This is a genomic window from Rhizobium albus (genome assembly GCA_030160035.1).
Classification (GTDB): Bacteria; Pseudomonadota; Alphaproteobacteria; order Rhizobiales; family Rhizobiaceae; genus Georhizobium; species Georhizobium albus.
On record BSNO01000003.1, the window covers coordinates 1193815 to 1216232 of the forward strand.

20 protein-coding genes, 2 tRNA genes and 1 pseudogene are annotated in these 22418 nt (G+C 63.1%); 17 read left to right on the forward strand and 6 right to left on the reverse strand.

Annotated features, from left to right (window positions below; all coding sequences use genetic code 11):
- Genes QQL76_RS13395 through QQL76_RS13410 form a run of 4 tightly spaced genes read right to left on the reverse strand, consistent with a single transcriptional unit; the run spans window position 1 to window position 3719 of the window.
- A complete protein-coding gene (locus tag QQL76_RS13395; RefSeq protein ID WP_499208062.1) occupies window positions 1–693 on the reverse strand; it encodes a LutC/YkgG family protein in 693 nt (230 codons plus the stop codon).
- Complete coding sequence (locus QQL76_RS13400) at window positions 686–2116, reverse strand: lactate utilization protein B (RefSeq protein WP_499208063.1); 1431 nt, start codon at window positions 2114–2116, stop codon at window positions 686–688. Before QQL76_RS13400 ends, QQL76_RS13395 begins: the two co-directional genes overlap by 8 nt.
- Before the next feature lie 2 nt (window positions 2117–2118).
- Window positions 2119–2898, reverse strand: coding sequence for a (Fe-S)-binding protein (locus QQL76_RS13405; protein ID WP_499208064.1), 780 nt, complete (start codon window positions 2896–2898; stop codon window positions 2119–2121).
- On the reverse strand, window positions 2895–3719 hold the full coding sequence (locus QQL76_RS13410; RefSeq protein WP_499208065.1) for an FCD domain-containing protein: 825 nt from the start codon (window positions 3717–3719) through the stop codon (window positions 2895–2897). Before QQL76_RS13410 ends, QQL76_RS13405 begins: the two co-directional genes overlap by 4 nt.
- A 169-nt stretch (window positions 3720–3888) precedes the next feature.
- On the opposite strand from QQL76_RS13410, the gene QQL76_RS13415 reads away from it, so the two are divergent.
- Window positions 3889–5208, forward strand: coding sequence for a DUF3422 family protein (locus QQL76_RS13415; protein ID WP_499208066.1), 1320 nt, complete (start codon window positions 3889–3891; stop codon window positions 5206–5208).
- Between the two features lie 159 nt (window positions 5209–5367).
- Here QQL76_RS13415 and QQL76_RS13420 read toward each other — a convergent pair.
- A pseudogene (locus tag QQL76_RS13420) lies at window positions 5368–6258 on the reverse strand (LysR family transcriptional regulator); the annotation flags it as partial.
- A gap of 194 nt (window positions 6259–6452) precedes the next feature.
- On the opposite strand from QQL76_RS13420, the gene QQL76_RS13425 reads away from it, so the two are divergent.
- The 6 genes from QQL76_RS13425 to QQL76_RS13450 all read left to right on the forward strand — a co-directional run bounded on the left by QQL76_RS13425 (window position 6453) and on the right by QQL76_RS13450 (window position 12858).
- Window positions 6453–7943 (forward strand): FAD-binding oxidoreductase, encoded by a 1491-nt coding sequence (locus tag QQL76_RS13425; RefSeq protein WP_499208067.1) that lies wholly within the window; start codon window positions 6453–6455, stop codon window positions 7941–7943.
- A 23-nt stretch (window positions 7944–7966) separates the two neighbouring features.
- On the forward strand, window positions 7967–9202 hold the full coding sequence (gene glcE / locus QQL76_RS13430; RefSeq protein ID WP_499208376.1) for a glycolate oxidase subunit GlcE family protein: 1236 nt from the start codon (window positions 7967–7969) through the stop codon (window positions 9200–9202).
- Window positions 9203–9229: 27 nt separating this feature from the next.
- On the forward strand, window positions 9230–9628 hold the full coding sequence (locus tag QQL76_RS13435; protein ID WP_499208068.1) for a DUF4870 family protein: 399 nt from the start codon (window positions 9230–9232) through the stop codon (window positions 9626–9628).
- Between the two features lie 11 nt (window positions 9629–9639).
- On the forward strand, window positions 9640–10965 hold the full coding sequence (gene glcF / locus QQL76_RS13440) for a (Fe-S)-binding protein (protein ID WP_499208069.1): 1326 nt from the start codon (window positions 9640–9642) through the stop codon (window positions 10963–10965).
- Between the two features lie 26 nt (window positions 10966–10991).
- Window positions 10992–12347: an NAD(P)H-dependent oxidoreductase gene (locus QQL76_RS13445; RefSeq protein WP_499208070.1), complete on the forward strand. Its 1356-nt coding sequence runs from the start codon at window positions 10992–10994 to the stop codon at window positions 12345–12347.
- A gap of 286 nt (window positions 12348–12633) precedes the next feature.
- Window positions 12634–12858 (forward strand): hypothetical protein, encoded by a 225-nt coding sequence (locus tag QQL76_RS13450; protein ID WP_499208071.1) that lies wholly within the window; start codon window positions 12634–12636, stop codon window positions 12856–12858.
- Window positions 12859–12889: 31 nt separating this feature from the next.
- Here the strand turns inward: QQL76_RS13450 and QQL76_RS13455 are convergent.
- Window positions 12890–12965 (reverse strand) — tRNA-Val (locus QQL76_RS13455).
- A gap of 242 nt (window positions 12966–13207) precedes the next feature.
- Between QQL76_RS13455 and QQL76_RS13460 the strand changes: the two genes are divergently transcribed.
- The 10 genes from QQL76_RS13460 to nuoG all read left to right on the forward strand — a co-directional run bounded on the left by QQL76_RS13460 (window position 13208) and on the right by nuoG (window position 22404).
- Window positions 13208–13284, forward strand: a tRNA-Asp gene (locus tag QQL76_RS13460).
- 341 nt (window positions 13285–13625) lie between these two features.
- The gene (locus tag QQL76_RS13465; RefSeq protein ID WP_499208072.1) at window positions 13626–13991 is read left to right on the forward strand and encodes an NADH-quinone oxidoreductase subunit A; all 366 of its coding nucleotides are present in this window, start codon (window positions 13626–13628) and stop codon (window positions 13989–13991) included.
- A 38-nt stretch (window positions 13992–14029) separates the two neighbouring features.
- Complete coding sequence (locus QQL76_RS13470; RefSeq protein ID WP_164528007.1) at window positions 14030–14584, forward strand: NuoB/complex I 20 kDa subunit family protein; 555 nt, start codon at window positions 14030–14032, stop codon at window positions 14582–14584.
- Window positions 14585–14649: 65 nt separating this feature from the next.
- Window positions 14650–15261 (forward strand): NADH-quinone oxidoreductase subunit C, encoded by a 612-nt coding sequence (locus QQL76_RS13475; RefSeq protein ID WP_499208377.1) that lies wholly within the window; start codon window positions 14650–14652, stop codon window positions 15259–15261.
- A 3-nt stretch (window positions 15262–15264) separates the two neighbouring features.
- Window positions 15265–16455, forward strand: a complete 1191-nt coding sequence (locus QQL76_RS13480; protein WP_499208073.1) for an NADH-quinone oxidoreductase subunit D — start codon at window positions 15265–15267, stop codon at window positions 16453–16455.
- Window positions 16456–16457: 2 nt separating this feature from the next.
- Window positions 16458–16724 carry a hypothetical protein gene (locus QQL76_RS13485; RefSeq protein ID WP_499208378.1) on the forward strand — a complete coding sequence of 89 codons (267 nt, stop codon included), beginning with the start codon at window positions 16458–16460 and terminating at the stop codon, window positions 16722–16724.
- Between the two features lie 15 nt (window positions 16725–16739).
- Window positions 16740–17957, forward strand: a complete 1218-nt coding sequence (locus QQL76_RS13490; protein ID WP_499208074.1) for an NADH-quinone oxidoreductase subunit E — start codon at window positions 16740–16742, stop codon at window positions 17955–17957.
- 14 nt (window positions 17958–17971) lie between these two features.
- Window positions 17972–19279: an NADH-quinone oxidoreductase subunit NuoF gene (nuoF, locus tag QQL76_RS13495; protein WP_499208075.1), complete on the forward strand. Its 1308-nt coding sequence runs from the start codon at window positions 17972–17974 to the stop codon at window positions 19277–19279.
- Between the two features lie 78 nt (window positions 19280–19357).
- Entirely contained in the window at window positions 19358–20236 is an 879-nt protein-coding gene (locus QQL76_RS13500) for an NADH-quinone oxidoreductase subunit E (RefSeq protein ID WP_499208076.1), read from the forward strand.
- Window positions 20237–20325: 89 nt separating this feature from the next.
- Window positions 20326–22404, forward strand: a complete 2079-nt coding sequence (gene nuoG / locus QQL76_RS13505; protein WP_499208077.1) for an NADH-quinone oxidoreductase subunit G family protein — start codon at window positions 20326–20328, stop codon at window positions 22402–22404.
- The last annotated feature ends 14 nt before the right edge of the window (window positions 22405–22418 follow it).

The following is a 22418-nucleotide window of genomic DNA, read 5'->3' on the forward strand; positions in this document are numbered from 1 at the left end:
TCAGCCGCCGGAATCGACCACGATGATGTGCAGCGCGCGCGGGCCATGGGCGCCGAGAAGCAGCGTCTGCTCGATGTCGGCCGATCGCGACGGTCCCGTCACGAAATTGACGACGCGACTCATCTTGCCCTTGCCGAACATCTGACGCACCCGCCGCCAAACCGCTTCCATGTCGCCTTCGATATCGGCGCCATCGATGACGACAAGATGATATTCGGGCAGGAAGTTGATCGTGGTCGGATTGTCGGCGCCGGCTGTGAGCACGACGGTTCCGGTTTCGGCCACGCCGGCGATTGCATGGCTGAGACCAGCCATGTCCAGGCCGTCGCTCGGCCCATCGACGACGCTCAAAGATGCGGCAGCCTGCCAATCCGCGCTCCGCAGACGCGGATCGCTGCCGATGCGAATGGCCGCAGGGAGATTGCGTTCGCGCAGGTACCGTCCGACGCAATCGGGCAGGGCGGCATAGCTGGGCACCCTTTCCACCGTCGCCTGCACGGCCTCTGCCTTTTCTATGAACAGCGCCTGCCGCGCGTCCTTCGGTAATTGCCCGCGTTGCGGAACGACGCCGAGCGGCGCATTGCCGAGACGCTCCGAGACCACCTTCCGGCGGTCCGCATCCGACGTCGTGCGGCCGTTGACGGCGCGTATCCGGTTGAGGATTCCGGCGCGTGCGGTTGCTTGATCAGCCATGGTGTTCAGCCTTTGCACGCGCTGCGTATTGCTGCTGGAACGTCTTGCCTTCCGGCGCCGGCAAGTCCCGATGGGTCGTCCAGCCTGAGGCGAGCGGCAGGCTCTTCAGCCGGTGGCGGTCGCCGCCGAGCTTCGCGATGATCGGCATCGCGATCGACACGGCAGCGCGATAGAGCGCCGGCCGCTTGGCGAAAAAGGCCCAGAACCCGAGGCCGAAGCGAGCGGGCTTCGGCGATAATTGCCGCTCGAACTCGTCCTCGCGCCAGTGCCGCATCATCTTCGGCAGGGGAATGCGCATCGGACAGACGGATTCGCAGCGCCCGCAGAAGGTGGAGGCATTCGGCAAATGGCCTGCCTTGTCGATGCCGTTGAGCGATGGGGTCAGCACCGCGCCCATCGGTCCCGGATAGACCGAGCCGTAAGCATGGCCGCCGACGGCGTGATAGACCGGACAATGGTTCATGCAGGCGCCGCAACGGATGCAGCGCAGCATCTCCTGGTATTCGGTGCCGAGCATCGCCGTGCGGCCATTGTCGAGCAGCACGACGTGATATTCCTCCGGACCATCGGGGTCCTCTGCGCGCTTCGGGCCGGTGGAGAAGGTGGTGTAGACCGACATCTCCTGGCCGGTCGCCGAGCGTGCGAGCACCCGCAGGATCTGGCTCGTATCTTCGAGCGTTGGCACGATCTTCTCGATCGAGGCGACGACGACGTGGCAGCGCCCGAGCGTCTGCGTCATGTCGCCATTGCCCTCATTGGTCACGATGACCGAGGAGCCCGTTTCCGCGACGAGGAAATTTGCGCCGGTAATGCCGACGTCGGCCTGGAAATAGCGCTGGCGCAGCACCGCGCGTGCTTCGGCAAGCAGCGTCACCGGTTCGGTCAGGTCACGATCGAGCTCCAAATGCGTGTGGACACGGCGGAAATCGGCTTCGACCTGATCTTTGTTCAGGTGAACCGCCGGCGCGATGATGTGGCTCGGATGCTCGCCGCGCAGCTGGATGATGTATTCGCCGAGATCGGTCTCGACGGGCTCGATGCCGTGTTCGCTCAGGTAGTCGTTGAGATGGATCTCTTCCGAGATCATCGACTTGCCCTTGGTCACGGTCTTCGCATTGCGCTTGCGGCAGATCTCGAGAATGATCCGGCGCGCATCCTCGGCATTTTCCGCCCAGTGCACGTGACCACCGGATTCGGTCACCCGCTTCTCGTATTCCTCCAGATAGAGGTCGAGATGGGCGAGCGTGTGATCCTTGATCGCCTTGGCATTGTCGCGCAGCGCATCGAATTCGGGCAGGGCTTCGGCCGCCTTCGCCCGCTTTTCGATGAAGTTCTTCTCCACATTGCGCAGCGCCTTTTGCAGCTGCACGTCTGCCAGCGCCTTGACGGAGTTCTGTTTGAATTCGTGCGAGGTGAGTTGCATGGTCAGCGTCCCGATCCGGCGATGGGCGGTGTGTCGGTCATGCCGGCCAGCACTTCCGCCACGTGCCGCACTTCTGTCTTCGCGCCCTGGCGCTTCAGCTTACCTGCCATATTCATCAGGCAGCCGAGATCTCCGGCAAGCAGCAGATCGGCATCGCTCGCCTCGATATTGGCTGCCTTCTTGGTGACGATGGCGTTGGAGATGTCCGGGTACTTCACACAGAAGGTGCCCCCGAAGCCGCAGCAGACATCCGCATCCTTCAGTTCCTTGAGATCAAGACCGTCGATCGAGCCGAGCAGCGCGCGGGGCTGGCTTCGCACGCCCAGTTCACGCAGTCCCGAGCAGGAATCGTGATAGGTCACGGTCCCGTCGAAGGAGCCCGGAACGTCGGTCATCCCGCGAATATCGGTGAGGAACGAAACGAGTTCGTGGACCTTGGTCGAGAAGTCTGTCGCGCGCTTCTCCCAGACCGGATCGCCGGCGAAAAGCTCCGGATAGTGCTTCTTGAGCATCGCCGCGCAGGACCCCGAGGGCGCGACCACATAGTCGAAGCCCTCGAAGGTCTCGATCACCTGGCGCGCAATGTCGGCGGTATCCTTGCGGTCGCCGGAATTATAAGCTGGCTGGCCGCAGCAGGTTTGCGCGCGTGGCACGTCCACCGTGCAGCCTGCCGATTCCAGAAGCTTGATCGTCGCAAAGCCGACGCTCGGCCGGAAAAGATCCACGAGGCAGGTGACGAAAAGGCCCACCCGCGGAGTGGTGGTGGGGACGTTCAGGCTCACTCGGCGGCCTCCTTGTTGGCGATCATGGCTTGTGCCTTGGCCGCTTTCGGGGCGCGGCGTTGCTTCAGGCGCATGGCGGCGATCTGTTCCCAATCGTCCACGCGCTCGGCTTCTTCCATGGTTTTGGATACGAAATCGATATGGTCCTGCGCCGCCTTGCGGGCGCGGTCGGGATCGCCTGCGATCACCGCCTGGGCGATGGCGCAATGCTGATCGAGAAGAGTGTCACGGGCACCCGGCACCCCGTAGATCAGGGCGCGATTATAGAAGACGCCGTCGGCGAGAAGCCGGTAGCAGGACCGCAGCGTATGGAGCAGCACGATATTGTGCGCCGCTTCGCCGACAGCATCGTGCAGTTCGACGTCGAGCTCGGCTTCCTCGGCGAAGTCGGCGCGGCCGTGGGCTTCGCGCATCGTGTCGACCAGCGCAGACAGCTGTGCTCGATCCGCTGCAGTGGCCCGCCGTGCTGCAAGCTCCGCCGTCATGCCCTCCATGGCGCGACGATATTCGAGATAATCCTCGGTCGCGCGCCGGTGCCGCCCGATGAGCTGCACAAGCGCCGGCGCGAAGATCTGGCCGACGATGTCGGCAACGAAGGTGCCGCCGCCATGGCGTGAATGGACGAGCCCGCGCAGCTCCAGCTCCTTCAGCGCCTCACGCAGGATCGGCCGGGAAACGTCGAGCTGTTGAGCGAGATCGCGCTCACCCGGCAGGCGATCCCCAGGGCGCAGAACGCTTTCCAGGATGAGTCGCTCGATCTGCAGCACCACGGCATCCGCCGTGCGCGCGTGGTCGATGCTCTTGAAAATGTCGGAACTCATGGGACGTCGCTCCGCCGCGCACCGTCGGCGCCTGGTCAGCGCTGAAACTATCAACTGAAGCAGCCAGTGGTCAATAATCTTTGCCAGTTGTGTTTCGGTTCGGCCCCTTGCTCAATCGCGCAGCGACGCCGATAGTGCACCCTGGGTTCGTGGTCTCGAGGGTGCTGAGTTGAGCAGGGGCAGTTTTGGTTTTCCGGTCGCACCGCAGCGTGCCAAGGCGCTCGGCGAGATCCACGCGCGCCCATCGCCGCTTCTGGAAACGCCCCGCGTCATCGTTCAGCTGGCCTTCATGACCGATGGCGGGGCGAGCGTCGACCACGCCGTTCTCGCTGATCTGATCCGAGCCCGTGGCCTGTCCGCACCGCAGAAGGATGCCCGGCATCACACCTTGTCCTGGGGGCAGGGCATGCTGCGATGGGAGCGCCATACGGAGTTTTCGACCTACGCCTGGGAAGGGCCAGTGCCGGATCGATTCGACGGCGAACTCGTCGGCCATCCCTTCGGCGACGGCTTCAATCCTCCAGGCAGCCTCATTTCCGGCGTTCGGCTGGAAATCCGCAAATGGACCGACGAGGAGGAAGCGCAGGCAATTCGCATCTTCGATCCGTCGAGCCTCTGCTATTCGCTGGTGGAAGACGGGCGCGCTGCGGCGCTGACCGATTTCCGGCAGGACAAGGACGGGCTGACCCGCATTCTCGTGCTCGACAAGGGTCTGTCGCCGGCGCGAGCCGGTGCGCTGACCCAGCGCCTGATCGAGATCGAAACCTATCGAACGCTTGCCATGCTGGGCTTGCCGCAGGCCCAAACCCTGTCGCCGGAAATTCGGCGCATCGAAGACAGGTTGACCGAGATCACGCAGAAGATGCGGGAAAACGCGCGCGAAGACGCAGACGCGATGCTGACGGACATCACGCGTCTTGCCGCTGAACTTGAAGCGAATGCCGCAGCCGGTCTCTACCGTTTCGGTGCGAGCCGCGCCTATGACGGCATCGTGCTCGAGCGCATCAAGGCGCTGCACGAACAGGCGGTGCCCGGCTACGACACCTGGGGCGCGTTTCTGGAACGCCGCGTGGCTCCCGCAATGCGCACCTGCCGGTCGGTGGAAGAACGCCAGGTCAATTTGTCGCGCAAGCTGGCGCGTGCCACGCAGCTCCTTCGAAGCTGGATCGACGTGGAGCTCGAGAAGCAGAACTCGGCGCTGCTGCATTCCATGAACCGCCGCGCAAAACTGCAATTGCGCCTTCAGCAGACGGTCGAAGGGCTCTCGGTCGCAGCCATCTCCTATTACGTCGTTGGGCTCGTTTCCTATCTCGCCAAGGCCCTGTCGGATCTTGGCTTGCCGATCGATCCTGCTCTGGTGACGGGTTTGTCCGTGCCTGTCATCGTGTTGATCATTTTCCTGATCGTGCGCGGCATTCGCCAGCATCATCGCCGTGAAGACGAAGACGCCGCCAAGGGCAAAACCTCTGACGGCGACTACGATATCTGAGCGATTCGATGTAAGCCGCGAAAGCTACTCGGCAGCGGCCTTGCCATCAGCCTGTGCCGCAGCAGCCTGTTCCGTGGCCTTGGCGGCCGATGCCGCCTCCGCCTGTTTCACGGCATTCTTCCGCAGCGCCGCAAGATCGGCCACCTGTGGTTTCGGCAGGTCCCAGTAGGGCGTCGGTCCGAACAGGGCTGCAAGAAAATCGATGAAGACGCGGATTTTGGCCGGCAGGAATCGTCGGCTTGCATAGACGGCATGGATCGCCACGTTCCGCGATCCTTCATAGTCGGGCAGAACGCGAACAAGCCGGCCGCTCGCCAATTCGTGACCGACATCCCATGTCGACCGAAGGGCGATGCCGACGCCTCCGATGACGCATTCGCGCACGACTTCGGACGAATTGGTGGCAAGCGGCCCGAGCGGCCGGTAGATCAGCGCGCCGTCCGGTCCCTCCATCTTCCAGGGCTCGCTGTTGTGCGACGGGATGCAGACGTGACGATCAAGCTCGCCGATCTTCTTCGGCTCGCCCATCCGCTCGATGTAATCGGGAGAAGCGCAGAGAATGCGCTGCACAGGCGCGAGCTTGCGCGCGACGAGGCTCGAATCCGACAGTTCGGCAATGCGGATCGCCACGTCATAGCCGTCGCCAACAATGTCGACGAATTCGTCCGACAACACCAGATTGACGGCGAGATCCGGGTTGGCCTGCATGAAGCTGTTGATGTGGGGCGCAATGTGCATGCGTCCGAACGACGTGGGCGCGGAGACCTTCAGCGTGCCGCGAGCAAGTGCCGAACGTCTGGAGACGAAGGCTTCGGCCTCCTCGATCCCGGCCAGAATGGCCAGAACGCGCTCGTAGAAGCCATGCCCCGCTTCCGTCAGTGAGATTTGCCGCGTGGTGCGCTGCAGAAGTCGCGTGCCCAGGCGATCTTCGAGGCGACGCAGTCGTTTCGAGACCACGGCCGGCGACAAACCGAGTTCTCTACCGGCAGACGACATGCTGCCGGCTGCGACGACGCGCGCAAATATTTCAAGATCGCCCAGATTGTTCATCGCATCCTCGGCTGACGGCCCCCAACTCGACCCCGGTTTTGTGGAGCCAAACGAGTGTTACGCAGCACGTCGCGGATTGGATTTCGACCTTCGCAGTATTCGCGCGAAAGCATCCTTGCGGCCGATTGCGGATGCCCTGGATTGTCTGGTAAACAAAATAGACCACACGCGGGAAGCTAAACGGGAGATCACCCATGCTCAAGATGCCGGAGCCGGATGCGGACGTCCTGGCGCGCCGCAAGAGCATCGTTGCCGATCTGCGCGATATCGTGCCGGGCGAGGGCGTGGTCGATGCCACCAACGAGATGCGCGCCTTCGAGACCGATGCGCTGACGGCTTACCGACAGATGCCGCTCGTCGTCGTCCTGCCGGAGACCGTGGAGCAGGTGAGCCGCGTGCTGCGCTATTGCCACAAGAACGGCATTCGCGTCGTTCCGCGCGGTTCGGGCACGTCGCTGTCCGGCGGTGCGTTGCCGCTTGCCGACGCCGTGCTTCTGGTCATGTCGCGCTTCAATCGCGTTCTGGACATCGATTACGCCAACCGCGCGGTCGTCGTGCAGCCAGGCGTCACCAATCTCGGCATCACACACGCGGTTCAGGACGAAGGCTTCTATTATGCGCCGGACCCATCGTCGCAGATCGCATGTTCCATTGGCGGCAACATCGCCGAAAATTCCGGTGGCGTGCACAGCCTGAAATACGGGCTGACCACCAACAACGTGCTCGGCCTCGAAGTCGTTCTGATCAATGGAGACATAGTCCGGCTCGGCGGTAAGCATCTCGATTCCGAGGGCTATGACCTGCTGGCCCTGATGACCGGCTCCGAAGGTCTGCTCGGCGTGGTCACGGAAATCACCGTGCGCATTCTGCAAAAGCCGGAGACGGCGCGCGCAGCGCTGATCGGCTTCCCGACCTCCGAAACCGCCGGCCAATGCGTGGCGGACATCATTGCTGCGGGTATCATCCCCGGCGGCATGGAGATGATGGACCGGCCGGCGATCCACGCAGCCGAAGACTTCGTGCACGCCGATTACCCGCTGGATGTCGAAGCGCTGCTGATCGTGGAGCTGGATGGTCCCGAAGCCGAAGTCGATTTCCTGCTTGCCGAAGTCGAGGCACTGGCGCTTCGAAACGGCGCGACGACGATCCGCGTGTCGAAGAGCGAGGAAGAACGCGCCACCTTCTGGGCAGGCCGAAAAGCCGCCTTCCCATCGGTCGGCCGCATCTCGCCCGACTACCTTTGCATGGATGGAACGATCCCGCGGAAAGAACTGCCGCGCGTTCTGGCCGGCATGCGGGAGCTCTCGGAGATCCACGGCCTTCGCGTCGCCAATGTCTTCCACGCCGGCGACGGCAATCTCCATCCTCTTATTCTCTACGATGCCAACAAGCCGGGCGAACTGGCCGCTGCGGAAGCGTTCGGGGCCGATATCCTGCGGCTTTGCGTGAAAGTCGGCGGCGTCTTGACCGGTGAGCACGGCGTCGGCGTCGAGAAGCGGGATCTGATGCCGGAGATGTTCAACGAGATCGATCTGGATCAGCAGATGCGGGTCAAGTGCGCCTTCGACGAGAAGCATCTGCTGAATCCCGGCAAGGTCTTCCCGCAATTGCGTCGCTGCGCCGAACTCGGCCGCATGCACATCCATGCCGGCGCAATGCCGTTTCCAGACATTCCGCGGTTTTGATGATGGCAGCCGGACAGGTGACTATGACAAGCGGCGATCCTCATCTTCGCCCCACGACCGAAGACCAGGTGCGCGACGCCGTTGCCTGGGCCGCCGCTGAAAAGACGCCGCTCGAAATCGTCGGCCACGGGTCCAAGCGCGCGATCGGCCGGCCGATGCAAACGGCGGAAACGCTGTCGCTTGCCGACCTCAAGGACGTGACGCTTTACGAGCCCGACGAGCTGGTGCTGGCCGCCTTCGCCGGGACGCCGCTTGCCGAACTGGAAGCGTTGCTTGCCGAAAACAACCAGCGTTTCGAATTCGAGCCGATGGATTACGGGCCGCTTCTCGGTGAAGAGCCGGGCAGGGGCACGATCGGCGGCATGCTGGCGGCCAATCTCGCCGGGCCACGGCGGCTGAAGGCGGGAGCGGCGCGCGATCATGTGCTCGGCATCCGCTGCGTCACCGGGCGGGGCGAGATCGTCAAATCGGGCGGCCGCGTCGTGAAGAACGTTACCGGTTACGACCTTTCCAAGGGCCTTGCAGGTTCCTGGGGAACCCTTGCCGTGCTGACCGAAGTGACCATGAAGGTGTTGCCGCGCGCGCAAACCGAAGCGACCTTGGTGTTGTTCGGGCTGACCGACAGCGACGCGACGGCCGCGATGTCGCTCGCCATGGGATCGAGCGGCGAGGTGGCGAGCGCTGCCCATCTGCCGGAAAGCGTGAAGGGTCGTTTCATCGACGGTCAGCTGCCGCGTGCGGCGACCGTGCTGCGGCTCGAAGGCTTCGGTCCGTCGGTCGACTATCGTTTTGAAAGGCTCGCACAGCTGCTGGCGCCATTCGGGCCGACCGAAAGGCTCGATGACGCCCTGTCACGCCAGCTCTGGCAGGAAGTCCGAGATGTGAAGCCCTTTGCCGATGGCACGATGAGGCCTGTCTGGCGCGTTTCCGTCGCGCCGATGGAAGGCCATGCGCTGGTGGCAGCGTTGCGGCTCAAGGCCGGGATCGACGCCTTCTACGACTGGCAGGGTGGGCTTGTCTGGCTGCGCATGGAGGCGGGCGCCGATGCGGTCGGCCTGCGCCAGGCGATCCGCGCAGTCGGCGGAGGCCACGCGACGCTGGTGCGCGCTGCGCCGGAATTGCGCCGTTCGGTGGACGTGTTCGAACCGCAGCCCGGTCCGCTGGCGGCTCTGTCTGCACGTCTCAAGGCCGAGTTCGACCCGATCGGCATCCTCAATCCCGGTCGCATGGCCGCGCTGAAGGCGCCCGAGCCCGCGTGAGCGACAAATATTGAAAGGCACACGTCGATGAGCTTGCACGAGGAAGGTCCAAGGGCGCCACAGCCCGGCGGCAGCACACCCAATGGCGGTGGCTGGTTCGAGCCCGGCAAGAACAACATCATGTTGATCTACGGCCTCTATCTTGTCAGCGCCATTGTCGGCGTCACCGCGTTCGTCGGACTGATCATGGCCTATATGAGCCGCGGCACCGCACAGCCCTGGGCTGAGACGCATTACACCTGGGCGATCCGCACCTTCTGGATCGGCGTTCTCTACACCATCATCAGCTCGATCCTGGCGCTCGTCGCGATCGGCTTCCTGCTGATGATCCTCGTCGCGATCTGGGCAATCGTTCGCATCATCGCCGGCCTGCAGAAAGCATCGCGCGAGGATCCGATGCCCAATCCGCAGAGCTGGCTTTTCTAGGATTCGCTGCTTTGGAAACGAATTTCTCCGCCGCCCAGCTTGCCGATCCCGGCGTCGCCGAATCGGAAAAGATCCTGCGCAAATGCGTTCATTGCGGCTTCTGCACCGCGACGTGCCCGACCTATGTGACGCTCGGCAACGAGCTCGATAGCCCGCGCGGACGGATCTACCTGATCAAGGACATGCTGGAAAACGACCGGCCGGCCGACAAGGAGATCGTGACGCATATCGATCGTTGTCTCTCGTGCCTTGCCTGCATGACGACGTGCCCCTCGGGCGTGAATTACATGCACCTCGTCGATCATGCCCGCGTCCACATCGAGAAGACCTACAAGCGGCCGCTGATGAACAGGCTGACGCGCCAGGTGCTCGCTGCCGTGCTGCCGTATCCCGCGCGTTTCCGGCTGGCGCTGAACGCGGCGCGGCTCGGCCGGCCGCTGGCGCCGCTCTTCGATTCGGTGAAGCCGCTGAAGCCCTTTGCCGCCATGCTGCGCCTGGCCCCCTCGTCGGTGCCCGCCAAATCGAAGTCCGCAGAGCCGGGCGCGCGGGCCGCCACCGGCACCCGCCGTGGCCGCGTGGCGATTCTTACCGGATGCGCCCAGCCGGTCCTGAAACCGTCCATCAACGAAGCGACCATCCGGCTTCTAACGCGCCTCGGCATCGAGGTCGTGGTGCCGGAAGGCGAAGGCTGTTGCGGCGCGCTGGTCCATCATATGGGCCGCGAGGAAGCGGCGCTCGAATCGGCAAGGCGCAATGTCGATGTCTGGACACGTGAGATCGAGCGGGGTCTCGACGCGATCATCATCACCGCATCCGGCTGCGGCACGACGATCAAGGATTACGGCTACATGCTCCGGCTCGATCCGGCCTATTCGGAAAAGGCGCGAATCGTTTCGGAGCGGACCAAGGACATCACCGAATATCTGATGACGCTGGCGATCCCCGCGGTTGCGGCACCCGAGCCGCTGACGGTGGCTTATCATTCGGCCTGCTCCATGCAGCACGGCCAGAAGATCACGCGCCAGCCGAAAGACCTTCTGAAGGCCGCTGGGTTCATTGTGAAAGATCCGCCCGAAGGACATCTGTGCTGCGGGTCGGCCGGCACCTACAACATCATGCAGCCGGAAATTTCGGCCCGATTGAAGACGCGCAAGATCGCCAATATCGAGAAAACACGGCCGGATGTGGTGGCGACCGGCAACATCGGCTGCATCACCCAGATCGCAAGCGGCACGGCCATTCCCGTCATCCATACGGTCGAGCTTCTGGACTGGGCCCATGGTGGGCCGAAGCCTGCCGGCCTTGTCGCCGCACGGACGCTGGAGGCGGCCGAGTAACTTCAAAACGTCCGGGGAGGACAATCATGAACCTATACGCCAAGCTCTGCCGCAGGGCAGAGGAGGGCCGGCCCGTTCGCGTCGGCCTCATCGGGTCGGGAAAATTCGGCTCGATGTTTTTGTCGCAGGTTCGAACCATCCCCGGCATGCATTTGATGGGCATCGCGGACCTGTCGGCCGAGCGTGCCCGCAAGGCGCTTGAGGCAACCGGTTGGGATGCCGATTCGGCGATCGCTCGATCCTTCGATGATGCCCGGTCCTCCGGCCGCACGATGATTACCCAGGATACGGAAGCGCTGATTAAGGCCGATGGGCTGGATGTGGTGGTCGATGCGACCGGCAATCCCGCAGCCGGCGTGCGGCACGCGCTGCTTGCCGCCGAGCATGGCCGCCACATCGTCATGGTCAATGTCGAGGCGGACGTGCTTGCCGGCCCTCTGCTGGCCGAGCGGTTCCGCCGCGCCGGGCTTGTCTACGCCATGGCCTATGGCGACCAGCCGGCGCTCGTCTGCGAAATGGTGGACTGGGCCCGCACCTGCGGCTTCCGGGTCGTGGCTGCCGGCAAGGGCACCAAATATCTGCCCGAATACAGCCGCTCCACGCCCGACACCGTATGGGGCTATTATGGAATCACGCCGGAAGATGCTGCCAAGGGCGGCATGAACCCGCAAATGTTCAATTCCTTCATCGACGGCACGAAATCCGCAATCGAGATGGCGGCCATCGCCAACGCGACGGGCTTGGCTGCGCCTGAAGACGGCCTTTCTTTCCCGCCTTGCGGGGTTCACGATCTCGCCGAGATCCTGAAGCCGCGCGCCCAAGGCGGACTTTTGGAAAAGAGCGGCATGGTCGAGGTAATCTCGAGCGAGGAGCGCGATGGCCGCCATGTCGTCGGCGATCTGCGCTGGGGCGTCTACGTGACCTTCGAGGCCGAGGACGAGGGCGCACGCGGTGACTATGCGAGGCGCTGCTTCAAGGAATATCAGGTCGCGACTGACCGGTCCGGCCGTTACGCCTCGCTCTACCGACCATCCCATCTGATTGGGCTCGAACTTCCCGTCAGCGTTGCGTCCGCCGCGCTGCGCAACGAGCCGACCGGCGAGCCGGTGAGCTTCTCAGCCGACGTCGCCGCCGTTTCAAAGCGCGCCTTGAAGGCCGGCGAGATGCTCGACGGGGAGGGTGGCTATACGGTGTGGGGCAAACTCATGCCGGCCGAGCGCTCGCTTGCTTTCGGCGCGCTTCCGATCGGTCTCGCCCACGGCGTGAAACTCACCCGCGACGTCGCCGCTGGCGCAGTCGTCACATGGGCCGATGTGGCGATCGAGAACAGCCAGGCCGTCCGCACTCGCCGCGAGATGGAATCAGCCTTCAACCGACCATGAGGTTGTCCGGCGGAATCCCGCTCAGCCCTCATGGTGAGCCTGTCGAACCACGAGGGCGTGGCAGGATGTCGGGCATATCGTTCTGCGGCAACCCCGGCCGCAGATGGAGGCCCGCCTGAGCTTTTTAGTCACGGCGAGACCCACCGACTCACCATTTCATCCGCATCGGCCGCCAGACGACCGCTTCGCGAATGCGTTCGTTATCGCGTTCCACCACATAGGTCTTCAGCCGGCGCGACCCGCATTGCTTGCACCGAAAGGGCACGTTCTGGATCGCCCGACTCGGATGAACGAACTGGGTCAGATCCAACGAGAAAAACAGCGCCTTCCGGTCGCAGGGAAGGCACTCGGCCTGAATATAAAGGCCATGGCGCGCGGCATCTTCAAGCGTTCGGATCGGGCGGGGCATGGTCGAGAAGTGGAACAAATAAGGAACATCGTCAATGGCCGAAAAGCTGAACGGCAGTTGGCCGCACGCGTACGAGCAGAAGTGATCGCGGCTAACAGATGACGAGCAACGCAGCAAAAAAGAGAAGGGGGGATGGTGGGCGATGACAGGCTCGAACTGCCGACATCCTCGGTGTAAACGAGGCGCTCTACCAACTGAGCTAATCGCCCCCGGCCGGTAACGGTGACCGGCGGTACGGGCGTCCATCTAGGCGTTTTGGATGGGCAGTGCAAGAGAAAAACGCGCCGATTGTGCAGAGCCATGGGGAGAGATGGCCGGTGGAAAATTGGCGTCGTGCAATTGTCGTATTTCGTCCAACCTGCGCTTGACAGCCCCGAAGCAAGGTCCTATTCAGCCGCCACGAACGAAGCGCGGCCCACACAAAACGCGGTCACTGCTTTGCTTCATGGATGCGGGTGTAGCTCAGTTGGTTAGAGTGCCGGCCTGTCACGCCGGAGGTCGCGGGTTCGAGCCCCGTCACTCGCGCCACTTTCCTCTGAAATTTCAGAATGTTGGAAAGTGGCGCTCACGCCTCGTGTGAGTACGCACATCGCTTTTCTTTTATCGCTGCTGGTGGTTGGGCGTCGCGCACCATTGGGCGCTTGGCGGTACCATTTGCGCATGGTTGACAACGACGTCTCGTGGAGCGGGCCACTCGCCCGTCATCAAGACGACATCGCGGGTTGAATTGGCGGCGTTCGCCCTTGCTTCGCGTGTCCCCGTGCGATAGTCAGACACCGCATTGCAACATGACCTGCTTCCGAACGATTGGGCATCTTGGCCGTCTCGCGCGACCTTTGAGGATGCCTCGGAAGCAAGAGGCAGCCATCATGAACGAACTTCTCGGTTCCTACGTCCCCATCGCCATCTTCCTGGGGCTTTCGCTTTTCATCGGATGCGCGCTGCTCCTGGCGCCATTTCTCGTCGCCTATCGCGCGCCGGACCAGGAAAAGCTGTCGGCTTACGAATGCGGCTTCAACGCGTTCGACGACGCCCGCATGAAGTTCGACATCCGATTCTACCTCGTGGCGATCCTCTTCATCATCTTCGACCTCGAAGTGGCCTTCCTTTTCCCGTGGGCGGTGTCCTTCAATGAAATCGGCTGGATCGGTTTCTGGTCGATGATGAGCTTCCTTGTCGTGCTGACCGTCGGCTTTATCTATGAATGGAAGAAGGGAGCGCTCGAATGGCAGTAGCGTACCCGCAGCGCCCGGCGGCACAGGGCGGCGCCACCATGGTAGCTCCGGCTTCGTCAGGTATCATCGATCCGAATACCGGCAAGCCGATCGGTCATGACGACGCGTTTTTTGGTGAGATCAACAACGAACTGGCCGATCGCGGTTTTCTCGTCACCTCGACCGACGAACTGATCAAATGGGCACGCACGGGCTCGCTCATGTGGATGACGTTCGGGCTTGCCTGCTGCGCCGTCGAGATGATGCAGATGTCGATGCCGCGCTATGACGCCGAGCGTTTCGGCTTTGCACCGCGCGCGAGCCCGCGCCAGTCCGACGTCATGATCGTGGCCGGCACGCTGACCAATAAGATGGCGCCGGCGCTGCGCAAGGTCTACGACCAGATGCCGGAGCCGCGCTACGTGATTTCCATGGGCTCCTGCGCTAACGGCGGCGGTTACTACCACTATTCCTATTCTGTGGTGCGCGGCTGCGACCGCGTCGTGCCCGTCGATATCTACGTCCCGGGCTGCCCGCCGACCGCCGAAGCCCTGCTTTACGGCGTCATGCTGCTGCAGAAGAAAATCCGGCGCACGGGTACCATCGAGCGCTGACGCTTGCCGCGGCGTCCGGCGCTGGGCTGGGCGACCGCTTCCCTTTGTGGAGAAAACGGTTGGATATTGCTGTTACGAGCGCCGGGCTGAAAGAGCTTGCGGCCTACATTCGTGAAGAGCGTGGGGCTCTCGTCACCGACGCGACAATCGCGTTCGGCGAGCTGACACTGCACGTGCAGCCATCCGGATTGATCGAGCTGGCGACGTTCCTGCGCGACGATCCGCAGTGCCAGTTCGTGAATTTCATCGACATCTGCGGCGTCGACTGGCCGGGCAGGGCCGAGCGTTTCGACGTGGTCTATCATCTCCTGTCCCCGCGCCAGAACCTGCGCATCCGTCTGAAGCTCATGACGGGCGAGGACGTGCCGGTGCCGTCGCTGTGCGGCGTCTATCCCGGTGCAGACTGGTTTGAGCGCGAGGCCTACGATCTTTACGGCATCCTGTTCACCGGCCATCCTGACCTGCGCCGCATCCTCACCGACTACGGTTTCGAGGGCCATCCGCTGCGCAAGGATTTTCCGCTGACGGGCTTCGTCGAGGTGCGTTACGACGACGAGGTCAAGCGCGTCGTCTACGATCCGGTGGAACTGCGCCAGGAATATCGCGACTTCGACTTCCTCTCGCCATGGGAAGGCACCGACTACGTGCTGCCCGGCGACGAAAAGAAGAGCCAGTAGGTCATGACCGAACACAACGTCCGCAACTTCAACATCAATTTCGGCCCGCAGCATCCGGCCGCGCACGGCGTTCTGCGCCTCGTGCTGGAGCTTGACGGCGAAATCGTCGAGCGCGTCGATCCGCATATCGGGCTCCTGCACCGCGGCACCGAAAAGCTGATCGAGCACAAGACCTACACGCAGGCGATCCCGTATTTTGATCGTCTCGACTATGTCGCGCCGATGAACCAGGAGCATGCCTTCGCGCTTGCCGTGGAACGTCTTGCAGGCGTCGAGGTGCCGATTCGCGGCCAGCTGATCCGCGTTCTCTATTCCGAGATCGGTCGCATCCTCTCGCACCTTCTGAACGTGACCACGCAGGCCATGGACGTCGGTGCGCTGACGCCACCGCTCTGGGGCTTCGAAGAGCGCGAAAAGCTGATGGTGTTCTACGAGCGGGCGTCCGGCTCGCGTATGCACGCCGCCTATGTGCGACCGGGCGGCGTCCATCAGGACCTGCCGGAACAGCTCGTCGAGGACATCGGCAAATGGTGCGATCCGTTCCTCAGGACGGTCGACGACATCGACGAGCTTCTGACGGAGAACCGCATCTTCAAGCAGCGCAACGCCGATATCGGCGTCGTGACGCTCGACGAATGCTGGGCCTGGGGCTTTTCGGGCGTCATGGTGCGCGGCTCGGGCGCCGCTTGGGATCTGCGCCGCTCGCAGCCCTATGAGTGCTATTCGGATTTCGAGTTCGATATTCCGATCGGCAAGAACGGCGACTGCTATGACCGCTATCTCATCCGCATGGAAGAGATGCGCCAGTCGGCCCGCATCATGAAGCAGTGCGTAGAGCGCCTGCTCGGCAAGGACAAGATCGGCCCGGTCTCCTCGCGCGACGGCAAGATCGTTGCGCCGAAGAGGGGCGAGATGAAGCGCTCGATGGAAGCTCTCATTCACCACTTCAAGCTCTACACCGAGGGCTATCGCGTACCGGAAGGCGAGGTCTACGCCGCCGTTGAAGCGCCCAAGGGCGAATTCGGCGTCTATCTCGTATCCGACGGCACGAACCGCCCCTATCGCTGCAAGATCCGCGCACCCGGCTATGCGCATCTTCAGGCGATGGACTTCATTTGCCGTGGTCACCAATTGGCCGACGTGTCGGCGATCCTCGGCTCGCTTGATATCGTGTTCGGCGAGGTTGATCGCTGATGCTGAGGCTGGTCGCGCTCCTGGTGCTGGGTCTGGCAGCGTCGCCGGCCGCGGCCCAGACAGCCAATCCATCGAGCTCGCTCGGCGGTCCTTCGGGTGCGGTATCATCCGGTTCCCGCTCGATGGGCGCTCTGGTCGCCGAAGGCTACGAGATCAAGGCGTCATCGCCGACCGGAAACAGATTCGTCGTCTTCCTGCAGAAGGAAGGCTCCGCCTATGCTTGCGAATTCGTGACGCTGTCGAATTCGCGCTGTGGCGAAATCGACTAGAGAGGCAATTGCGAAATGTCCGTGCGTCGTCTTGCTGAAGACCATGTTCAACCCCCGGCCTTCGCCTTCAATGCGGAAAACGCCGACTGGGCCGAAGCGACCATCCGCAAATATCCCGAGGGGCGCCAGCAGTCGGCCATCATCCCGCTTCTGATGCGGGCGCAGGAGCAGGAAGGCTGGGTCACCAAGGCCGCGATCGAAGGCATCGCCGACATGCTGTCGATGCCCTATATCCGCGCGCTCGAAGTGGCGACCTTCTACACCCAGTTCCAGCTCAAGCCGGTCGGCACCCGCGCCCATGTCCAGGTCTGCGGGACGACGCCTTGCATGTTGCGCGGCTCGGAAGATCTGATGCGCGTCTGCCGCGAGAAGATCCATGCGCAGCCGTTTCACACCAACGCGACGGGCACGCTCTCCTGGGAAGAAGTCGAGTGTCAGGGCGCCTGCGTGAACGCGCCGATGGTGATGATCTTCAAGGATGCCTATGAGGACCTGACGCCCGAGCAGCTCGCCGACATCATTGACAAGTTCGATGCGGGCGAGGGTGCTTCGGTGACGCCCGGTCCACAGAACGGCCGTCATCTTTCGGCGCCGCTCGGCGGGGCGACCACTCTGCTCGACGAGGACGCGATGCAGCGTGTCGCCGATCGGGATGTCGCCGAGCGCGCCGTGAAGCCGTCGGCGCCTGAGGGCGCCTCTGGTGGAGAAGAGGCCGTCGAAAAAGGCCGTCCTGCGCAGAAGGGCGTGCCGCTCGAAGCCGATCCGACTGTTGCAAGGCCGCAGGAAGCCAAGGGCCCCGGTGGCCCATCGAAGACCAAGGACGAAGCCGGTGGCGAGCCGGCCGATCCGAAAAATGTCGAAGCCGACGCGGCCCCGGCGGCAAGCGGCCGAACCGGCGGCGATCGCACCGATGCGCCTGCTGCCACGGCCTCAGTGCGCTCGACTCCGGTCAATGATGCGGACAAGCCGGCGCCTGCGGAAAAGCCGGCAGAGCCGGACGATCTCAAGCTCATTTCCGGTATCGGTCCAAGGATCGAAGCGAAGCTGAACGATCTGGGGATCTGGACCTATGAGCGCGTCGCAAGCCTGACGCCGGCGGAGCGGGCCTGGGTCGACGACTACCTCAAATTCTCCGGTCGCATCGAGCGCGACGACTGGGTGCGCCAGGCCGAGGCACTCGCCCGGGGTGGCGAGGCGGAATATGTCCGCGTCTTCGGCCGGAAGCCGCGATAAGGAAGGTATGGACGATGCTGAAAGACGAAGACCGCATCTTTACCAATATCTACGGTTTGAAGGACAAGTCCCTGAAGGGCGCGATGCAGCGCGGCCACTGGGACGGAACCGATATCCTGATCGCCAATGGGCGTGACTGGGTGATTTCCGAGATGAAGGCGTCGGGTCTGCGCGGCCGCGGCGGCGCGGGCTTCCCGACCGGCCTGAAATGGTCCTTCATGCCGAAAGAGAGCGACGGCCGTCCGCATTATCTGGTCGTCAACGCCGACGAATCCGAGCCCGGTACCTGCAAGGACCGGGACATCATGCGCAACGATCCGCACACGCTGATCGAAGGCTGCGTGATTGCCGGTTTCGCGATGGGCGCCCATGTCGGCTACATCTATCTGCGCGGCGAATATATGCGCGAACGCGAAGCCCTGCAGACCGCGATCGACGAATGCTACGACGCCGGCCTTCTCGGCACCGGCAACAAGTGCGGATGGGATTTCGATCTCTACCTCCACCACGGCGCCGGCGCCTATATTTGCGGTGAAGAGACGGCGCTTCTCGAAAGCCTCGAAGGCAAGAAGGGCCAGCCGCGCCTGAAGCCGCCGTTCCCGGCGAATGTTGGCCTCTACGGCTGCCCGACGACCGTCAACAACGTCGAGTCGATCGCCGTTGCACCCACCATCCTGCGTCGCGGTGGTGCTTGGTTCGCCGGCATCGGCCGGCCGAACAACACGGGCACCAAGCTTTTTTGCGTATCCGGCCACGTCAACACGCCGTGCACCGTCGAAGAAGCCATGTCGATCCCATTTCGCGAACTGATCGACAAGCATTGCGGCGGCATTCGCGGTGGCTGGGAAAATCTGCTGGCGGTCATCCCCGGTGGCTCGTCCGTACCCGTGGTCCCGGCCGACCAGATCATCGATTGTCCGATGGATTTCGATTCGCTGCGCGATCTGAAGTCCGGTCTCGGTACGGCAGCGGTCATCGTGATGGACAAGTCGACCGACATCATCAAGGCGATCGCGCGTCTCTCGGCCTTCTACAAGCATGAGAGCTGCGGCCAGTGCACGCCCTGCCGTGAAGGCACGGGCTGGATGTGGCGCGTGATGGAACGCATGGTCGAAGGCCGCGCCCAGAAGCGCGAAATCGACATGCTCTTCGATGTGACGAAGCAAGTCGAAGGCCATACGATCTGTGCGCTCGGCGACGCTGCCGCATGGCCGATCCAGGGCCTGATCCGCCATTTCCGTCCAGAAATGGAAAAGCGCATTGAAGCCTACACCTACCGGGCCGATTCGACCCGCAACACGACACTGCAAGCGGCCGAATAAGCCGCGGCACAAAGACTGATCTAGAGGAAACGTCTCACTGGGACCCATGACGTCATGACGACAGCAAGGAGAACTCCGATGTCGCAAGCAGCATCTCCCTTTGGAATGAGCCCGGAAGACATGATGAAGCCGGTTGCCGACATGCAGCAGATGATGACGGACATGGCGAAGGCCATGCCGGCTTCGCGCATGATGTCGCCGTTGATGACACACCCGACGGCTGCAGCGGTTGCGGCAAGCGCCATCGGCATGGGCGCGGCAAGCCAGATGATGGGCATCTTCTTCGGCTCCGTGCAGGGCGCGATGGAAGCATCCCGCCGGTTCGGTCTGCCTGTCGCGCCAATGACCTTCGATGCGAAAACTGCATTGAAGTCTGCCGATGTCGAAGCCATGACCAATGCCGGCACCAAGATTGTCGACGATGCGGTAAAGCAGACGGAAAAAGCCTCGAAGGCTGTCGAGAAGACGGTGGCCGAAAGCGTCAAGACGGCCACGAAGACCGCTGAAGCTGCGACCAAGGTTGCGCGCAAGGCGGAGAAGTCTGTGAAAGACGCGGCTGCCTCGAGCACGGCTGTTGTCGAGAAGGCAGTGAAATCGGCTTCGGCCGCTTCTGTGCGGTCGGCCGAGCCCGTTGCGGCCAAATCGATGCAGAAGGCGGCGAACGCGACCGTCGAAGCCGTCGCCAAGGTCCAGACGGACGCCGTGAAGGCTGCAGAGGCGATGATGGTTGCACCGGCCTCCATCGCCAAGCCTGCAAGCCCGGACGATCTGAAGACGATTTCCGGGATCGGCCCGAAGGTGGAAGAAGTGCTGAACAAGCTCGGCGTCTGGTCGTTCGCGCAGATCGCCGCATGGAGCGACAAGGAAATCGCCTGGGTCGAGGATCATCTTCAGTTGAAAGGCCGCATCGGCCGGGATGATTGGATCGGCCAAGCGGCGGGATTTGCCAAGAAATAGGTTGCACTGGCGGCCCGTCCGATGCGAAAGCCGGGCCGGCCGCCGATGCGGTTCAAAGACACGCGGCATCGGCCGCATGAGGACTGAGAATGGCTAGGTTGAAAATCGACGGAAGAGAGATCGAGGTTCCGGATCACTACACGCTGTTGCAGGCGTGTGAGGAAGCCGGCGCCGAGGTTCCGCGATTCTGCTTCCATGAGCGACTTTCGATCGCCGGCAATTGCCGCATGTGCCTGGTCGAGGTGAAGGGCGGCCCGCCGAAGCCGGCGGCTTCCTGCGCCATGGGCGTGCGCGACATGCGTCCTGGCCCCAACGGCGAATTGCCGGAAGTCTTCACCACCACGCCGATGGTGAAGAAGGCGCGCGAAGGGGTGATGGAGTTCCTCCTCATCAACCACCCGCTCGATTGCCCGATCTGCGACCAGGGTGGCGAATGCGACCTGCAGGACCAGGCCATGGCCTTCGGCATGGACAATTCGCGGTTCTACGAAAACAAGCGCGCCGTCGAAGACAAATATATCGGCCCGCTCGTCAAGACGATCATGAACCGCTGCATTCACTGCACGCGCTGCGTTCGCTTCACGACCGAAGTCGCCGGGATTTCCGAGCTCGGCCTTGTCGGTCGCGGCGAGGATGCCGAGATCACCACCTATCTCGAACACGCGATGACGTCGGAACTTCAGGGCAACGTCATCGACCTGTGCCCGGTCGGGGCGCTGACGTCCAAGCCCTACGCATTCCAGGCGCGTCCTTGGGAACTCGGCAAGACCGAGTCGATCGATGTCATGGACGCCTGCGGCTCCGCGATCCGCGTCGATACGCGCGGCCGCGAAGTCATGCGCATCATGCCGCGCATCAATGAGGCGATCAACGAAGAGTGGATCTCCGACAAGACCCGCTTCATCTGGGATGGCCTGCGCACGCAGCGCCTCGATCGTCCCTATGTGAAGCGCGACGGCCGTCTCCAGCCGGCAAGCTGGGGCGAAGCCTTTGCGGCGATCAAGGCGCAGGTTTCCGCAACATCGGCCGACCGGATCGGCGCGATTGCCGGCGATCTGGCAGCGGTCGAGGAAATCTACGCGCTGAAGCTTCTCATGGAGAAGCTCGGCTCCACCAATATGGACTGTCGCCAGGACGGTGCAGCGCTTGATCCGTCGCTTGGCCGTGCCTCCTACATTTTCAATCCGACAATCGAAGGCATTGAAGATGCCGATGCGCTGCTGATCATCGGCGCCAATCCGCGCTTCGAGGCTTCGGTCCTGAATGCCCGCATCCGCAAGCGCTGGCGGATGGAAAACTTCCCCGTCGGCGTGATCGGTGAAGAGGCTGACCTTCGCTACGAGTACACCTATCTTGGCGCCGGCACCGATACGCTCGCCGGCCTCGTCGATGGCTCGGGTGACTTCTTCAAGGTACTGCAGGACGCTGAGCGGCCGATGATCATTGTCGGGCAGGGCGCTCTGGCCCGCACCGATGGCGCGGCGGTACTCGACAGCGTGCTGGCGCTTGCCGATGCCGTCGGCGTTGTCAGCGAAGATTGGAACGGTTTCGGCGTGCTCCACACGGCTGCAGCCCGCGTCGGCGCTCTCGACCTCGGCTTCGTGCCGGGACAGGGCGGCAAGAATGCCGCGGAGATGCTCGGCGACACCGACGTGCTCTTCCTTCTGGGTGCGGACGAACTGGATTTCACGGCCCGCAATGCCGGCTTCACGGTTTATATCGGCACCCATGGCGACAATGGCGCCCATCAGGCGGATGTCATCCTGCCGGGCTCGGCCTATACCGAAAAGTCCGGCACCTATGTGAACACGGAAGGCCGCGTGCAGATGGCATCGCGCGCCGGTTTCGCGCCTGGCGACGCCAAGGAAGACTGGGCGATCCTGCGTGCGCTGTCGGACGTGCTGGGCCACAAGCTGCCGTTCGATTCGCTGCCGCAGCTGCGTGCGCATCTCTACGCCGCCCACCCGCATTTCGCAGCGATCGACGAGATCGCGGTCGGCGTTGTGTCCGGCATTCGCGGCCGCAAGGCTGGCAGCAATTTCGACAAGACCCCGTTCCGCTCGCCGGTGACGGATTTCTACCTGACCAACCCGATTGCCCGCGCTTCAGCGGTCATGGCCGAATGCTCGGCGCTTGCGCGCGGCGACGTCAAAGTCGCAGCCGAATAGCCGCCGAGGGGGAC

Excerpts from the sequence above, each read along its gene's own strand:
- QQL76_RS13395 (WP_499208062.1), bottom strand. The coding sequence starts at position 693 with ATGGCTGATCAAGCAACCGCACGCGCCGGAATCCTCAACCGGATACGC.
- QQL76_RS13400 (WP_499208063.1), bottom strand. The coding sequence starts at position 2,116 with ATGCAACTCACCTCGCACGAATTCAAACAGAACTCCGTCAAGGCGCTG.
- QQL76_RS13410 (WP_499208065.1), bottom strand. The coding sequence starts at position 3,719 with ATGAGTTCCGACATTTTCAAGAGCATCGACCACGCGCGCACGGCGGAT.
- QQL76_RS13425 (WP_499208067.1), top strand. The coding sequence starts at position 6,453 with ATGCTCAAGATGCCGGAGCCGGATGCGGACGTCCTGGCGCGCCGCAAG.
- glcE (WP_499208376.1), top strand. The coding sequence starts at position 7,967 with ATGACAAGCGGCGATCCTCATCTTCGCCCCACGACCGAAGACCAGGTG.
- QQL76_RS13435 (WP_499208068.1), top strand. The coding sequence starts at position 9,230 with ATGAGCTTGCACGAGGAAGGTCCAAGGGCGCCACAGCCCGGCGGCAGC.
- QQL76_RS13445 (WP_499208070.1), top strand. The coding sequence starts at position 10,992 with ATGAACCTATACGCCAAGCTCTGCCGCAGGGCAGAGGAGGGCCGGCCC.
- QQL76_RS13450 (WP_499208071.1), top strand. The coding sequence starts at position 12,634 with ATGAACGAACTGGGTCAGATCCAACGAGAAAAACAGCGCCTTCCGGTC.
- QQL76_RS13465 (WP_499208072.1), top strand. The coding sequence starts at position 13,626 with ATGAACGAACTTCTCGGTTCCTACGTCCCCATCGCCATCTTCCTGGGG.
- QQL76_RS13470 (WP_164528007.1), top strand. The coding sequence starts at position 14,030 with ATGGTAGCTCCGGCTTCGTCAGGTATCATCGATCCGAATACCGGCAAG.
- QQL76_RS13480 (WP_499208073.1), top strand. The coding sequence starts at position 15,265 with ATGACCGAACACAACGTCCGCAACTTCAACATCAATTTCGGCCCGCAG.
- QQL76_RS13490 (WP_499208074.1), top strand. The coding sequence starts at position 16,740 with ATGTCCGTGCGTCGTCTTGCTGAAGACCATGTTCAACCCCCGGCCTTC.
- nuoF (WP_499208075.1), top strand. The coding sequence starts at position 17,972 with ATGCTGAAAGACGAAGACCGCATCTTTACCAATATCTACGGTTTGAAG.
- QQL76_RS13500 (WP_499208076.1), top strand. The coding sequence starts at position 19,358 with ATGTCGCAAGCAGCATCTCCCTTTGGAATGAGCCCGGAAGACATGATG.
- nuoG (WP_499208077.1), top strand. The coding sequence starts at position 20,326 with ATGGCTAGGTTGAAAATCGACGGAAGAGAGATCGAGGTTCCGGATCAC.